The sequence below is a fragment of the Bacteroides intestinalis genome, assembly GCF_003464595.1.
GTDB lineage: Bacteria > Bacteroidota > Bacteroidia > Bacteroidales > Bacteroidaceae > Bacteroides > Bacteroides intestinalis_A.
In genome coordinates this window covers 36,443-53,236 of record NZ_QRZF01000011.1, presented here as the reverse complement: position 1 = coordinate 53,236, position 16,794 = coordinate 36,443, and the positions used below count along the sequence as shown (strand labels likewise).

The 16,794-nt window shown below is 46.2% G+C and carries 12 protein-coding genes; all 12 read left to right on the top strand.

The genetic code is table 11. From position 1 onward, the window contains the following. Positions 1-838 precede the first annotated feature (838 nt). The 12 genes from glmS (at position 839) to fucP (ending at position 16,684) form a co-directional block, all read left to right on the top strand. Positions 839-2,683, top strand: coding sequence for a glutamine--fructose-6-phosphate transaminase (isomerizing) (glmS, locus tag DWW10_RS15765; RefSeq protein WP_118421794.1), 1,845 nt, complete (start codon positions 839-841; stop codon positions 2,681-2,683). Between the two features lie 69 nt (positions 2,684-2,752). Next, positions 2,753-4,636, top strand: a complete 1,884-nt coding sequence (locus tag DWW10_RS15760) for an amidophosphoribosyltransferase (protein ID WP_022393630.1) — start codon at positions 2,753-2,755, stop codon at positions 4,634-4,636. 66 nt (positions 4,637-4,702) lie between these two features. Then, on the top strand, positions 4,703-5,779 hold the full coding sequence (gene carA, locus DWW10_RS15755) for a glutamine-hydrolyzing carbamoyl-phosphate synthase small subunit (RefSeq protein WP_022393631.1): 1,077 nt from the start codon (positions 4,703-4,705) through the stop codon (positions 5,777-5,779). A 21-nt stretch (positions 5,780-5,800) separates the two neighbouring features. Then, positions 5,801-9,034, top strand: a complete 3,234-nt coding sequence (gene carB, locus DWW10_RS15750; protein WP_029328771.1) for a carbamoyl-phosphate synthase (glutamine-hydrolyzing) large subunit — start codon at positions 5,801-5,803, stop codon at positions 9,032-9,034. A 92-nt stretch (positions 9,035-9,126) separates the two neighbouring features. After that, positions 9,127-9,390, top strand: coding sequence for a hypothetical protein (locus tag DWW10_RS15745; protein WP_118421793.1), 264 nt, complete (start codon positions 9,127-9,129; stop codon positions 9,388-9,390). Beyond that, positions 9,390-9,797, top strand: a complete 408-nt coding sequence (locus DWW10_RS15740; protein ID WP_118421792.1) for a type II toxin-antitoxin system VapC family toxin — start codon at positions 9,390-9,392, stop codon at positions 9,795-9,797. Before DWW10_RS15745 ends, DWW10_RS15740 begins: the two co-directional genes overlap by 1 nt. 178 nt (positions 9,798-9,975) lie before the next feature. Beyond that, positions 9,976-10,956 (top strand): GntR family transcriptional regulator, encoded by a 981-nt coding sequence (locus DWW10_RS15735; protein WP_022393550.1) that lies wholly within the window; start codon positions 9,976-9,978, stop codon positions 10,954-10,956. Positions 10,957-11,026: 70 nt separating this feature from the next. Beyond that, positions 11,027-12,799 carry an L-fucose isomerase gene (gene fucI, locus DWW10_RS15730; protein ID WP_022393551.1) on the top strand — a complete coding sequence of 591 codons (1,773 nt, stop codon included), beginning with the start codon at positions 11,027-11,029 and terminating at the stop codon, positions 12,797-12,799. Between the two features lie 16 nt (positions 12,800-12,815). Beyond that, entirely contained in the window at positions 12,816-13,454 is a 639-nt protein-coding gene (locus DWW10_RS15725; protein ID WP_007214317.1) for a class II aldolase/adducin family protein, read from the top strand. Further along, complete coding sequence (locus tag DWW10_RS15720; protein ID WP_182021434.1) at positions 13,454-14,839, top strand: rhamnulokinase; 1,386 nt, start codon at positions 13,454-13,456, stop codon at positions 14,837-14,839. Before DWW10_RS15725 ends, DWW10_RS15720 begins: the two co-directional genes overlap by 1 nt. Positions 14,840-14,945: 106 nt before the next feature. Beyond that, the gene (locus DWW10_RS15715) at positions 14,946-15,335 is read left to right on the top strand and encodes an L-rhamnose mutarotase (RefSeq protein WP_118421790.1); all 390 of its coding nucleotides are present in this window, start codon (positions 14,946-14,948) and stop codon (positions 15,333-15,335) included. Positions 15,336-15,358: 23 nt separating this feature from the next. Continuing rightward, the gene (gene fucP / locus DWW10_RS15710; RefSeq protein ID WP_118421789.1) at positions 15,359-16,684 is read left to right on the top strand and encodes an L-fucose:H+ symporter permease; all 1,326 of its coding nucleotides are present in this window, start codon (positions 15,359-15,361) and stop codon (positions 16,682-16,684) included. Positions 16,685-16,794 lie beyond the last annotated feature (110 nt).

Sequence of the window (16,794 nt, the reverse complement as noted above, 5' to 3'; positions counted from 1 at the left end):
TTTTTTTTGTTTCATCCTTATCCGGATATAACCAAGTCCGTACCAACTCCGTGTCAAGTCCATACCAACTCCGTACCAAGTCCATACCTATAGACACGGAGATGGTACGGACTTGATACAGTGTTGATATGGGATTGACATGGATTTAGTCTCTGTACCCGTTGGCAGAATTGATTTCTTTCTTTCGGGTATGAATAAAATGAGTATTTCTACATAAAGTAAATAGAATATCTCAATATTGTGTAAATAGAGTATCTTGAGTAAATAGAGTATCTCAATTCCCCTCCTCCGTCGGAGGAGGGGTGCCCAGAGGGCAGGGTGGTAGGTAAAGCAAGAAATACCGATGAATCATATCAATAAGGAATTCTTTTCTCACCTACCACCTCCCCCTTCGGGTACTCCTCCCCCTCCGGCTCCCCCGTTATCGGGGGAGAGCAATTCCGACGGAGGAGGAGAATTGAGATAGTACTGTTTAATCACTTTTATTCATTACTTTTCCATTATGAATTAATTCCGCCAACAGGTTCTCTTTATCTTATTGGCCGTTTCCTTTGGCCTTGGCATTTTGGCTTTTTGGCAATTTGGCAACCTTGAAAAACGACACTCTTTGTCGGATTGGAAGATTTTTCCACTATCTCCTTTCAATATAAAACTAAAATTCCATTGCTTGCTTTGAATTTATAAAGTTATTCCTTTTGCTTTAATAAGTTTGTTTTCTTTAACTTTTTGACAAGAAAATATCTTTTTTCTATTCTTTTGATAAATAAATAGGCAAAACATTAACTTTATGTTCGTGAGATTTTATATCTTTGCAGCGCAAAATCAAATATTAATTAGTATGTGTGGAATAGTAGGCTATATTGGTCAAAAGAAAGCCTACCCCATTCTTATCAAAGGATTGAAGCGATTAGAGTATCGCGGATATGATAGTGCAGGGGTAGCATTAATCAGTGATAACCGACAGTTGAACGTTTACAAAACGAAAGGTAAGGTTTCGGAACTGGAAACTTTCGTTACTCAAAAAGATATTTCCGGTAACATCGGAATTGCCCATACCCGTTGGGCTACGCACGGGGAACCTTGCTCCGCTAACGCCCATCCTCATTATTCCTCTTCCGAACATCTCGCTCTCATCCACAACGGCATCATCGAAAACTACGCCGTCCTTAAAGAAAAACTTCAGGCCAAAGGCTATTCATTCAAAAGCAGTACGGATACTGAAGTACTGGTGCAACTGATAGAATTCATTCAGAAATCTAAAAATACAGATTTGCTGACTGCTGTGCAATTAGCGTTGCGTGAAGTAATCGGCGCTTATGCCATTGCCGTGCTGGATAAGGACAATCCGGATGAGATTATAGCAGCCCGCAAGAGTAGTCCGTTGGTGGTAGGTATCGGTGAAGATGAGTTTTTCCTGGCTTCGGATGCTACGCCGATTGTGGAATATACAGATAAAGTCGTATATTTGGAAGATGAAGAGATCGCCGTCATCCGCCGCGGAGAGAAACTGAAGGTGGTGAACCTGAAAAATGTGGAATGTCCGCACGAAGTGAAGACGGTGGCGCTGAATCTGGGACAGTTGGAAAAGGGTGGTTATCCGCACTTCATGCTGAAAGAAATTTTTGAACAGCCCGATTGCATTCACGACTGTATGCGCGGACGTATCAATGTAGAAAGTACAAATGTGGTGCTTTCCGCAGTGATTGATAACAAAGACCGCCTGCTGGCAGCCAAACGTTTCATCATCGTGGCGTGCGGTACTTCCTGGCATGCGGCTCTTATCGGAAAGCATTTGATAGAAAGTCTTTGCCGCATTCCGGTGGAAGTGGAGTATGCTTCGGAGTTCCGTTACCGTGATCCGGTGATAGACAGTAAGGATGTGGTGATTGCGATTTCGCAAAGTGGCGAGACGGCGGATACACTGGCAGCTGTGGAACTGGCGCGGAGCCATGGGGCATTTATCTATGGCATCTGTAATGCGATTGGTTCGTCTATTCCGAGGGCTACGCATACGGGTTCTTATATCCACGTAGGCCCTGAAATCGGAGTGGCTTCCACCAAAGCGTTTACGGGACAGGTGACAGTGCTCACCATGCTGGCGCTGACGCTTGCCAAGGAGAAGAATACGATAGATGAGGGGCAATTCCTTGCCATTGTGCAAGAGCTGAACCGCATTCCTGATAAGATGAAAGAAGTGCTGAAGCTGAACGGCAGCATTGCAGAGCTTTCCAAGATCTTTACGTATGCGCATAACTTTATCTATCTAGGACGTGGATACTCGTATCCCGTAGCCTTGGAAGGTGCATTGAAGCTGAAAGAAATCTCTTATATCCATGCCGAGGGTTATCCGGCTGCTGAAATGAAGCACGGGCCTATCGCACTGGTAGATGCTGAAATGCCGGTGGTAGTGATTGCTACACAGAACGGGCTTTATGAGAAAGTATTGAGCAATATACAGGAAATCAAGGCGCGTAAGGGCAAAGTGATTGCCCTGGTGACAAAAGGGGATACGGTTATCAGCAAGATTGCCGATACTTGTATCGAGTTGCCGGAAACAATTGAGTGCCTTGACCCGTTGATTACTACGGTACCGTTGCAGTTACTGGCGTATCATATCGCAGTATGCAAGGGGATGGATGTGGATCAGCCGAGGAATCTGGCGAAATCGGTGACGGTAGAATAAAGAGGGTAATATGAAATAAATAGTAAACGATAAATTGTACTTTGTACATTGTAAATTGTAAATGAACTGATGGAAGAACTGAAGCATGAATGTGGCGTTGCCATGATACGCCTGCTGAAACCTCTGGAATACTATGAACAGAAGTACGGCACATGGATGTACGGTTTGAACAAACTCTATCTTCTGATGGAGAAACAGCACAACCGCGGACAAGAGGGCGCCGGTATGGCTTGTGTAAAGCTGGAAGCAAATCCCGGTGAAGAGTATATGTTCCGTGAGCGTGCACTCGGTTCGGGTGCCATTACCGAGATATTCGGTACGGTGCAGAGTAACTTTAAGGATTTGACAAAAGAACAGCTTCATGATGCGGATTACGCTAAGAAATACCTCCCTTTTGCGGGCGAGGCTTACATGGGGCACTTGCGTTATTCCACTACCGGAAAGAGCGGCATTTCCTATGTGCACCCTTTCCTGAGGCGTAATAACTGGCGGGCTAAGAATCTCGCTCTTTGCGGCAATTTCAACATGACGAACGTGGATGAGATCTTTGCACGTATCACTGCTATCGGCCAGCATCCACGGAAGTATGCCGATACGTACATCATGCTGGAACAAGTGGGACACCGTCTCGACCGTGAAGTGGAGCGCCTCTTCAATCTTGCCGAAGCGGAAGGATTGACAGGCATGGGTGTGACTCACTATATAGAAGATCATATGGACCTGGCAAACGTGCTGCGTACTTCAAGCAAGGAGTGGGACGGAGGCTATGTGATATGCGGACTGACGGGAAGCGGTGAATCGTTTGCCGTGCGCGACCCGTGGGGAATCCGCCCCGCATTCTGGTATCAGGATGATGAAGTGGCAGTGCTTGCCAGCGAACGCCCTGTGATACAAACCGCTTTCAATGTGCCGGCAGCCAGCATTAAGGAATTGATGCCCGGACAAGCCTTGCTGATTAACAAGACAGGCAAGCTGCGCACCACCCAAATCAATAAAGTGCGCGAGGTGAAACCCTGTTCTTTCGAACGTATTTATTTCTCACGAGGCAGTGATGTGGATATTTACAGGGAACGTAAACTATTGGGTGAGAAACTGATACCTAATATATTGAAAGCCATCAATAAAGACCTTGACCATACCGTGTTTTCCTTCATCCCGAATACAGCAGAAGTTGCTTTCTACGGCATGTTGCAGGGACTGGATGATTATCTGAATGAAGAGAAAGTGCAACAGATCGCTTCCCTGGGCCATAGCCCCAGTCTGGAGGAGCTGGAACAGATACTTTCCCGCCGTATCCGTAGCGAAAAGGTGGCCATCAAGGATATCAAACTGCGCACGTTTATTGCAGAAGGAAACAGCCGCAATGACTTGGCTGCGCACGTGTATGATATCACCTATGGCAGTCTGGTGCCGGGTGTGGACAATCTTGTCATTATCGACGACTCCATTGTGCGCGGAACCACTCTGAAACAGAGTATCATCGGTATTCTCGACCGTCTGAGCCCCAAGAAGATTGTGATTGTTTCTTCTTCCCCGCAGGTACGTTATCCCGATTATTACGGCATCGACATGGCAAAGATGAGTGAATTCATTGCTTTCAAAGCGGCCATCGAGTTACTGAAAGACCGGGATATGAAAGATGTGATTGCCGCTGCCTACCGCAAATCGAAAGACCAGGTAGGACTGCCGAAGGAGCAAATGGTGAACTATGTGAAGGATATCTATGCACCCTTCACTGACGAGGAAATTTCCGCCAAAATGGTGGAACTGCTGACACCTGCCGGAACAAAGGCGAAGGTGGAAATTGTATACCAACCGTTGGAGGGGCTGCATGAGGCTTGTCCCAATCATCGGGGAGACTGGTATTTCAGCGGTGATTATCCTACGCCGGGCGGGGTGAAGATGCTGAATAATGCCTTTATTGACTATATAGAACAAGTATATCAATTTTAACGAAATAGTGTTTAGTGATAAGTGATTAACTAATCACTTATCACTAAACACTAATCACTAACTAACATGAGAAATGTAACTCTTATCCTCGACGACGGGAGCCGCTTCCACGGCAAGTCGTTTGGCTACGAAAAGCCGGTAGCGGGAGAGGTGGTTTTCAACACAGCTATGACGGGGTATCCCGAGAGCTTGACTGACCCCTCGTATGCCGGACAGTTGATGACGCTCACTTATCCGTTGGTGGGCAATTATGGTGTGCCGCCTTTCACTATCGAACCGAATGGACTGGCTACTTTTATGGAAAGCGAACGTATCCATGCGGAAGCCATCATTGTAAGTGATTATAGTGAGGACTTTAGCCATTGGAACGCTGTGGAAAGCCTTGCTGATTGGCTGAAGCGCGAACAGGTGCCGGGCATCACAGGTATCGATACACGTGAGCTGACAAAGGTGCTCCGTGAACATGGCGTGATGATGGGTAAGATCGTCTTTGACGATGAACCGGAGAATGTGCCCGATGCCGTGTATGCGGGAGTGAACTATGTGGATAAGGTGAGTTGCAAGGAGATAATCCGGTACAACGAAGGTGCGGGTAAGAAGAAAGTAGTCCTGGTGGATTGTGGGGTGAAGGGCAATATTCTTCGCTGTCTGCTGAAGCGTGATGTGGAAGTCATCCGTGTGCCTTGGAACTATGATTATAATGAACTGGAGTTTGACGGACTTTTCATTAGTAACGGCCCGGGTGATCCGGATACTTGTGATGCTGCGGTGCAGAATATCCGCCGGGCAATGAAGAATGAAAAACTACCTATCTTCGGTATCTGCATGGGAAATCAGTTGCTGAGTAAGGCAGGAGGAGCAAAGATATACAAGCTGAAATATGGTCATCGCAGTCACAACCAGCCGGTGCGTATGGTGGGCACGGAGCGTTGCTTCATCACTTCGCAGAATCATGGTTATGCAGTGGACAACACTACGCTGACGGAAGATTGGGAACCGCTGTTCATCAATATGAATGACGGGTCTAATGAGGGCATTAAACATAAACGGAATCCCTGGTTCTCTGCACAATTCCATCCGGAAGCTGCCAGCGGACCGACGGATACGGAGTTTTTGTTTGATGAGTTCGTGAAACTGCTGTAATCACCTATAAACGTACAACAAATGAAAGAAAACAATATAAAGAAAGTCCTGCTACTCGGTTCCGGTGCACTGAAAATCGGCGAGGCAGGTGAGTTCGACTACTCCGGCAGCCAGGCACTCAAAGCCTTGAAAGAAGAAGGTATCTACACCGTTCTTATCAACCCGAATATCGCTACTGTGCAGACTTCGGAAGGCGTTGCCGACCAGATTTATTTCCTGCCTGTCACTCCTTATTTTGTAGAGAAAGTCATCGAAAAAGAACGTCCGGACGGCGTTATGCTCGCCTTTGGTGGGCAAACGGCACTGAACTGCGGTGTTGCCCTCTACAAAGACGGAGTTTTTGAGAAATATGGTGTAAAAGTTCTCGGTACTCCCGTACAAGCCATTATCGATACGGAAGACCGTGAGATTTTCGTGCATAAGCTGAATGAAATCAATGTAAAGACTATTAAAAGCGAAGCCGTAGAAAATGCCATTGATGCCCGTCGTGCTGCTGCCGAATTGGGTTATCCGGTGATTGTCCGCGCTGCATACGCTCTTGGCGGACTGGGTTCCGGTTTCTGTGACAATGAAGAAGAACTGGATGTGCTGGTTGAGAAAGCTTTCTCCTTTTCCCCGCAGGTGCTTGTGGAAAAATCCTTGCGTGGATGGAAAGAAGTGGAGTATGAGGTGGTGCGCGACCGCTTTGACAACTGTATTACCGTTTGTAACATGGAGAACTTCGACCCGCTGGGCATCCATACGGGAGAGTCCATTGTTATCGCTCCGTCACAGACGCTCAGTAACTCCGATTATCATAAGTTGCGCGAACTTGCTATCCGTATCATTCGTCATATCGGTATTGTAGGAGAATGTAATGTGCAGTATGCTTATGATCCTGAAAGTGAAGATTATAGAGTGATTGAAGTAAATGCCCGCTTGAGCCGTTCTTCTGCTCTGGCTTCTAAAGCTACGGGGTATCCGCTTGCTTTCGTTGCTGCAAAACTCGGTCTTGGCTACGGATTGTTCGACCTGAAGAATTCTGTAACGAAAACCACAAGTGCTTTCTTTGAACCTGCATTGGATTATGTGGTCTGCAAAATACCCCGTTGGGACTTGGGTAAGTTCCATGGCGTAGACAAGGAACTGGGTTCCAGCATGAAGTCAGTAGGCGAAGTGATGGCTATCGGCCGTACTTTTGAAGAAGCCATTCAGAAAGGTCTGCGTATGATAGGACAGGGGATGCATGGTTTCGTGGAAAATAAGGAACTTGTTATCTCTGATATAGACAAGGCACTCCGTGAACCGACGGACAAGCGTATCTTCGTCATATCCAAAGCTTTCCGTGCCGGATATACCGTTGATCAGGTGCACGAACTGACGAAGATCGATAAGTGGTTCCTGGAGAAGCTGATGAACATAATGAACACCAGCAAAGAGTTGGAACAGTGGAGTAAGAACCACAAACAGATAGCCGATCTGCCTTTGGAATTGCTGAAAAAAGCCAAGGTACAAGGTTTCTCCGATTTCCAGATAGCCCGTGCCATCGGTTATGAAGGAGACATGGAAGACGGTATCCTCTATGTGCGCAATCATCGTAAGAGCGTCGGCATTGTCCCTGTAGTGAAGCAAATAGACACTCTTGCTGCCGAATATCCTGCACAGACTAATTACCTGTATCTGACGTATAGTGGCATCGCTAATGATGTTCATTACCTCGGTGACCGTAAATCCATCGTTGTACTCGGTTCCGGTGCGTACCGTATCGGGTCTTCCGTAGAGTTTGACTGGTGCGGTGTACAGGCACTGAATACCATCCGTAAAGAGGGGTATCGCAGCGTTATGATCAACTATAATCCCGAAACCGTATCTACGGACTATGATATGTGCGACCGCCTCTACTTCGACGAACTTACTTTTGAACGGGTAATGGATATCCTTGAACTGGAAAATCCGCACGGGGTGATTGTTTCTACCGGTGGTCAGATACCGAATAACCTTGCCCTGCGTCTGGATGCGCAGAAGGTGCCTATACTCGGTACTTCCGCCAAAAGCATTGACAATGCCGAAGACCGTGAGAAGTTCTCTGCCATGCTGGACCGTATCGGCGTAGACCAGCCTCGCTGGCGCGAGCTTACGAGCATGGACGACATCAACGAGTTTGTGGAAGAAGTAGGTTTCCCGGTACTTGTGCGTCCGTCATACGTGCTTTCAGGTGCTGCAATGAACGTTTGTTCCAATCAGGAAGAATTGGAACGCTTCCTGCAACTTGCGGCCAATGTATCGAAGAAACATCCGGTGGTTGTCAGCCAATTCATCGAACATGCCAAGGAGGTGGAGATGGATGCGGTGGCACAGAACGGAGAAATTGTGGCATACGCTATCTCTGAACATATTGAGTTTGCCGGGGTACATTCGGGCGATGCTACGATTCAATTTCCGCCGCAGAAGCTTTATGTGGAGACGGTACGCCGCATTAAGCGTATCAGTCGTGAGATTGCACGCGAACTGAATATCTCCGGTCCGTTCAATATCCAGTATCTGGCCCGTGAGAATGACATCAAGGTGATTGAATGTAACCTGCGTGCATCCCGTAGTTTCCCGTTCGTCAGCAAGGTGCTGAAGATTAATCTTATCGAACTGGCTACGAAGGTGATGTTAGGGCTTCCGGTAGAGAAGCCGAATAAGAATCTCTTTGAACTGGACTATGTAGGCATCAAGGCCAGCCAGTTCTCTTTCAATCGTTTGCAAAAGGCCGACCCGGTGTTGGGGGTGGATATGGCATCTACAGGTGAGGTAGGTTGTATCGGAAGTGATACCTCCTGTGCCGTGCTGAAGGCTATGCTTTCTGTAGGCTACCGTATACCGAAGAAAAATATCCTGCTTTCTACCGGTACACCGAAACAGAAGGTGGAAATGCTTTCCGCTGCCCGTCTGCTTCAGCAAAAAGGGTATAAGCTCTTTGCAACGGGAGGTACCAGTAAGTTCCTTACGGAGAATGGGGTGGAGAATACGCAGGTGTATTGGCCCAGTGAGACTAACCAACAGCCGCAAGCGTTGGATATGCTGCACAAAAAGGAGATCGACATGGTGGTGAATATTCCGAAGAACCTCACTGCGGGTGAGTTGAGCAACGGATATAAGATTCGTCGTGCCGCTATCGACCTGAATGTTCCGCTGATTACGAATGCCCGCCTGGCAAGTGCTTTCATCAATGCTTTCTGTACGATGACGCTGGATGATCTGGCAATTAAATCGTGGGCGGAGTATAAATAATCTCTGTATAACAAAGTGAGAAAAACATTTGTTAGTCAAAGAGAATGGTTTAACTTTGCATCTATAACTATAAAAGTATAGGAGGGTAGATTATGGAATTGTCGCTGAATCCCACAGAATGGTATATGAAGTTATTGGCTCCGTTAAGTCCTGATATAAAATTAGATTTAATCAGTAAATTGTCGGAATCATTGAAGGAGAAAGTTTCTCATTCAGAGAAAACAATATTAAAATCAGAAGATTTCTTTAGTGCATTGTCAGGGGCATGGGAGGATGATACTTCTGTAGAAGAAGAAATGAAAATTATTAGAGATAGCCGGACAAGCAATAGGACTAGAAAAATGGAGAAATTTTAATGAAAACTAAAAAGTATTTGCTGGATACTAATATTTGTATTTCTATGCTTAAGAATAAATATGGTGTCCGTGAAACAATATTGAAAGTAAAGCCTGAGAACTGTTATGTGTCTGAGATTACTCTTGGAGAATTATATTTCGGAGCATCATTCAGTAACAATAAAGAGGAAAGATTGAAGGATGTTGCTTTTATAATAAATCATTTTAAAGTAATATCTGTTTCCGGAACTTTACCTTTATTTGGAGATATAAAGGCTGATTTGAGAAGAGAAGGGAACTTAATTGATGATTTTGATATTTTAATAGGATGTGCCGCTATCCTCAATCATTTAATAATGGTTACGGATAATGTGAAGCATTTAAGTAGGTTACCTGGTATTGTAATAGAAAACTGGATGAAGCGTTAATAAATTTTGGAAATAGAGAGCCCCGTTACAAAGATGTAACGGGGCTTTTACTTTTTATATGCTGCAAAACATATCCCTATTTCTTGCTGATTCAGAATAAATAATCTTTCTTTGCACCAGCACAGTTCAGCACAGTTACCTGTGTCATCCTTACTTTGATTAAACCTGTATACGCAATATGAAAACAATTTTCGGGCAACAAACGACGAAGGTAAAACAACTGGCCGATTTGATCAGCCAGGACATTTCCATGGGACGTTACAAGACGGATACCGCCCTGCCTTCCATCAATCAGCTGAGCCACGATTATAAAGTTTCCCGCGACACGGTTTTTAAAGCTTTTATTGATCTGAAGGAGCGGGGGATTATCGACTCTACCCCTGGTAAAGGTTACTATGTGGTGAACCGCCAGAAAAATATCCTGCTGCTGCTCGATGAATACTCACCCTTTAAAGATACATTGTATAACAGCATCATCCGCCGCCTTTCTACGCGTTATAAGGTAGACCTGTGGTTTCATCAGTATAACGAAGCATTGTTCAATGCTATTCTTCGCGATTCCATTGGCCGCTATAATAAATACGTAGTAATGAACTTCGATAATGAAAAGATTTCTCCTTATCTCTATAAGATAGACTCTTCCCGCCTGTTGCTGCTTGATTTCGGGCAGTTTGATAAGCGGGAATATTCATACATCTGTCAGGACTTCGGTGAAGCCTTTTACGCAGCTATGGCTCAATTGTCAGAGAGGTTGCAGAACTATCGCAAGCTTATCCTGTTTCTGGCACGGGAAAGTAAGCATCCCAAGGAGACGTGCGATTATTTCAGGAAGTTTTGTGCAGATCATCAATTGGAATGTGAGATAATAGAGACTTTGGACGACAGGGAAGTGCATTCCGGTGAAGCCTATATTGCCATCCGTCAGGTGGATGTGGTGGAGATTGTGAAGAAGAGTCGTGCGGCAGGTTTGACGTGTGGTATTGATTTCGGCTTGATAGCCTATAATGATACGCCGGCTTATGAAGTGATTGATAAGGGAATAACAGTGATGAGTGTTGATTGGCAAAAGATGGGAATCCTGACGGCAGATTTCATCTTGAGTGGCAAACCCATACAGGTTTGTCTGCCGACGGAAGTAAATTTAAGAGGCTCTTTATAGCCTTTTTTTACAAACTGATTTCAGCACAGTTCAGCATAGATAATGTTTTATTAACCAAATAAATGATAGCATGAAAAAGTATCCGAAAATCGGGATTCGTCCCACTATCGACGGTCGCCAGGGTGGCGTACGTGAAAGCCTTGAAGAAAAGACAATGAACCTGGCTAAAGCAGTAGCCGAATTGATCACCAGTAACTTGAAGAATGGTGACGGAAGTCCGGTGGAGTGTGTGATTTCAGACAGTACCATCGGTCGCGTAGCCGAAAGCGCGGCTTGTGCCGAGAAGTTTGAACGCGAAGGCGTGGGTTCTACTATCACAGTGACCTCTTGCTGGTGCTACGGTGCTGAGACTATGGACATGAATCCGTATTATCCGAAAGCTGTTTGGGGATTTAACGGTACGGAACGTCCGGGAGCTGTATATCTGGCAGCTGTACTGGCAGGACATGCACAAAAAGGATTACCTGCTTTTGGCATTTACGGACGTGATGTGCAGGATCTGGATGACAATTCCATCCCTGCCGACGTTGCAGAAAAACTGCTTCGTTTTGCACGTGCCGCACAGGCAGTAGCAACCATGCGCGGAAAATCTTACTTGTCGATGGGTAGCGTATCCATGGGTATTGCCGGTTCTATTGTGAACCCGGATTTCTTCCAGGAATATCTGGGCATCCGTTGCGAATCTGTAGACCTGACCGAAATTATCCGTCGCATGACTGAAGGTATCTATGATAAGGAAGAGTTTGCCAAGGCCATGGCATGGACAGAGAAATATTGCAAGAAAAATGAGGGCAAGGATTTCAATATCCCCGCAAAGACCAAGACCCGTGAGCAAAAAGACGAAGATTGGGAGTTTATTGTGAAGATGACCCTTATCATGCGCGACCTTATACAGGGTAATCCGAAACTTCGCGAAATGGGATTCAAGGAAGAAGCACTTGGACACAATGCCATTGCCGCCGGTTTCCAGGGACAACGCCAGTGGACGGATTTTTATCCGAATGGTGACTACTCCGAAGCTCTGCTGAATACTTCTTTTGACTGGAACGGCATCCGTGAAGCATACGTAGTAGCTACTGAAAATGATGCTTGCAACGGTGTAGCCATGCTCTTCGGCCATTTGCTGACAAACCGTGCACAGATATTCTCTGACGTGCGTACATATTGGAGTCCTGAAGCTGTGAAACGTGTTACGGGTAAAGAATTGACCGGTTTGGCAGCTAATGGTATTATCCATCTGATTAACTCCGGTGCTACCACTCTGGACGGTACAGGCCAGCAAACAAATGCACAGGGTGAACCTGTCATGAAACCTCATTGGGAAATCTCCGAGGCTGAAATGGAGAAATGTCTTGAAGCTACTACCTGGTATCCCGCTAACCGTGATTATTTCCGTGGAGGTGGTTTCTCTTCCAACTTCCTGTCAAAGGGTGGAATGCCTGTAACTATGACCCGTTTGAATCTGGTAAAAGGCCTTGGCCCTGTGCTTCAGATTGCTGAGGGATGGACGGTAGAGATTGATCCGGAAGTTCACAAGCTGCTGGATGAACGTACGGACCGTACTTGGCCTACTACTTGGTTTGTGCCCCGTCTTTGCGATAAACCGGCATTTGAAGATGTGTACTCGGTAATGAATAACTGGGGAGCCAATCATGGTGCTATCAGTTACGGACATATCGGTCAGGATTTGATTACGCTGGCTTCCATGCTTCGTATTCCTGTTTGCATGCACAATGTGGATGAGAAGAAGATATTCCGCCCTGCTGCCTGGAATGCATTCGGTATGGATAAAGAAGGAGCTGATTACAGAGCTTGCACAACGTACGGACCTATCTATAAATAACAAATAAGAAATAGACATGATAACAAACGAACACATAGAACAATTCATTGCCCAGGCGCATCGGGTAGGAGATGCCGGATTGACAATATGCAGTAGCGGCAATATCTCCTGGCGCATTGGTGACGAAGTCCTGCTTTCCGGAACAGGCTCATGGGTACCTTCTCTACCTAAAGAAAAAGTAGCTGTCTGCCGCCTTTCTACAGGAGAAGTATTGAATGGAGTGAAACCCTCTATGGAAAGCGGTTTCCATCTGGGAGTGCTTCGTGAGCGTCCTGATGTGAATGTAGTTCTGCATTTCCAGTCACACTATGCCACGGCTGTGGCATGTATGAAGAATCGTCCTACGAACTTCAACGTAACAGCAGAGATTCCCTGCCATGTGGGAAGTGAGATTCCGGTAGTTCCTTATTATCGTCCGGGATCGAAAGAATTGGCCCAGGGAGTGATTGATGCTTTGAAAGACCATAATTCCGTCCTCTTGCTGAAACATGGGCAGGTGGTGTGTGGCAAGGACTTCGATCAGGCTTTTGAACGCGCTATGTTCTTTGAAATGGCATGCCGCATCATGATCCAGTCCGGAGGAGACTACACAGTACTTACTCCTGAAGAGATCGATGATCTTGAAACATACATTTTAGGAAAGAAGACTAAATGATGAATACCTATCTGGCAGTAGATTTTGGAGGTGGAAGCGGTCGCATTATGGCCGGTTCCATCTGCCAGGGTACGCTGAAATTGGAAGAGGTGTACCGCTTTCCAAACCGTCAGGTGCGGATGGGAAACCATGTGTACTGGGATTTTCTGGCTCTGTTTGATGAGATGAAGAACGGACTCCGGCAAGCGGTGCGCAAGGGATATCATATCAGGAGCATTGGCATTGATACCTGGGGTGTGGACTTTGGATTGATAGACCGTAACGGTAATTTGCTGGGAAACCCAGTGTGTTATCGTGATCCCCGAACGGATGGTTTGCCGGAAGAGTTTTTCGGTGGCAACCTTGTTCAGCATTATTCCGAAGCCGGCATACAAGTGATGTCCATCAATACACTTTTCCAGCTTTACAGCATGAAGAAAAGCGGTGATACACAATTGGAAGTTGCAGACCGTCTTCTGTTTATGCCCGATCTTTTCAGTTACTTCCTCACAGGGGTGGCAAATAATGAATACTGCATTGCATCCACCTCCGAACTGCTTGATGCACGTAGCCGGACTTGGAATCAGCCACTCATCCATCGCTTGGGAGTACCTGCACATCTCTTCGGAGACATTGTGATGCCCGGTACGGTACGTGGCAAACTGAAACGGGAGATTGCCGAAGAAATTGGTCTGACGGATGAAGTGGATGTCATAGCTGTCGGTTCGCACGATACGGCAAGCGCTGTTTATGCGATTCCTTCGACACAGGTGGATAAATCCCGTTGCGCTTTCCTCAGTTCCGGTACGTGGTCTCTGCTGGGTGTTGAACTGGATGAACCTATCCTCACGGAAGAAGCTTGCCGCGCTGGTTTTACCAATGAGGGCGGGGTAGGCGGTAAGATTCGTTTTCTTCAGAATATCACCGGGCTTTGGATCTTGCAACGTCTTATGGCACAATGGAAAGAAAGAGGAGAGCGATGTGAATACGATTTCTTGCTTTCTGCCGCCGAATCTGCGGATATTCCATCCGTCATTGACGTAGATGATAAGATATTCCAGAACCCTGTGGATATGGAAGATGCCATTGCGGAGTATTGCGAAGCGCACGGGCATCCTATACCGGAAACTTATGGTGAGGTAGTGCGTTGTGTACTCCAATCACTCGCCCTGCGCTATAAGCAAGGAATAGACCAACTGAACCGTCTGCTTCCCGCTTCGATAGAACAGCTTAATATCATCGGTGGCGGATGCCGTAATTCACTGTTGAACCGCCTGACAGCTGAAGCTTTGGGTATTCCCGTCTATGCCGGACCTGTAGAGGCAACCGCTATCGGTAATATCCTGGTGCAAGCCATTGCCAAAGGAGAGATCGGCAGCCGTGAAGAAATCAAAGAATTTATTTAATAACTTAGCCGGAACGCAGATAAATACTGCTTTGCGTAGATAATTATCGTATCACTTTTTAATCTGCTAAAATCTGTGTTTATTTGCGTTTCAATATTGATTTACTATGGACACATTAATCAAACGTTATCCCGCCAAAGAGCATCATCAGCCGGTGGAGCGTATCTGCCGGACACTGGAACTCCGTGATGATCCGCAGTTGATAGCCGAATATCGTCGCCGGCACAGCCAAGGGGCTATCTGGCCCGAAATACCTGCCGGTATCCGTGAAGCCGGTATTCTGGAAATGGAAATATATCTTTTGGACACCCGTCTGTTTATGATAGTTGAAGTGCCTGTAGGGCTTGACTGGGATGCAGCTATGGAGCGCCTCGCTTCCTTGCCCCGACAACAGGAATGGGAAGACTATATGGCCATCTTCCAGCTTGTGAAACCCGGTTCCACAGCCGCCGAGAAATGGCAACCGATGGAGCGTATTTTCCACCTTTATGACTAATTCCAGCCAAAGAAATAACTACCATGAAGAACAACACTAAGAAAAACAGCATTATCAGTAAAGACGGAGTAAGCTACCTCATTCCGTTCATTCTTATCACCAGTTGCTTTGCCTTGTGGGGCTTTGCCAATGATATCACGAATCCGATGGTGAAAGCCTTTTCCAAGATTTTCCGTATGAGTGTTACCGACGGGGCACTGGTGCAGGTGGCTTTCTATGGCGGATATTTTGCCATGGCATTCCCCGCAGCTATTTTTATCCGTCGCTTTTCATATAAAGCTGGGGTACTGCTGGGACTGGGATTGTATGCTATCGGTGCATTCCTGTTCTATCCCGCCATGCTGACGGGCAATTACTATCCCTTCCTTATAGCCTACTTTATACTGACATGCGGACTCTCGTTCTTGGAAACCAGTTGTAATCCCTATATTCTTTCTATGGGTGATGAAGCTACATCCACCCGCCGCCTGAACCTTGCACAGTCTTTCAATCCGATGGGCTCGTTATTAGGTATGTACGTGGCGATGAACTTTATCCAGAATCGCCTGAACCCGATGGATACGGTGGAACGCAGCCAGCTTTCGGATACAGAATTTGCTGCGGTACGTGATTCGGACCTGATGGTACTGATTGCGCCTTATCTGATTATCGGGCTTGTCATTCTGGCTATGCTGATTGTGATCCGTATGGTGAAGATGCCGAAGAATGGAGATCAGTCTCACAACATCAACTTCCTGCCTACATTGAAACGTATATTCGGTATACACCATTACCGCGAAGGAGTGATCGCACAGTTCTTCTATGTAGGTGCGCAGATTATGTGCTGGACATTTATCATTCAATATGGTACGCGCTATTTCATGTCGGAAGGGATGGAAGAGAAAGCTGCGGAAGTGCTCTCACAACAGTATAACATTGTGGCTATGATTATTTTCTGTGCCAGCCGTTTCATCTGTACGTTTATCCTGCGGTATCTCAGTCCGGGACTGTTGCTGAAAGTACTGGCTATCGTGGCTTGCGTGTTTACGGCCGGGGTGATTGGTTTTCAAAATATCTGGGGAATGTATTGTCTCGTAGGGGTATCAGCCTGTATGTCTCTGATGTTCCCCACGATTTACGGTATAGCTTTACAAGGATTGGGTGATGATGCCAAGTTCGGTGCTGCCGGATTGATTATGGCAATCCTCGGAGGTTCGATATTACCGCCGGTTCAGGCAAGCATTATAGACTGCGGTACATTGATGGGCATGCCTGCTGTGAACCTGTCATTCCTCCTTCCGTTCATCTGTTTTGTGGTGATTGTGATTTATGGACACCGCTCCTATTGCAGGGAGAAAATGCGAAAGTAATTATAGATACTTCTGAATTTAATAGTAGAGAACCTTTTATAGAAAAAAAAGGTTCTCTTTTCTATTTATATAGTTGTAGTTCTTCTTTTTTTGCTACTTTTGTATTGCAA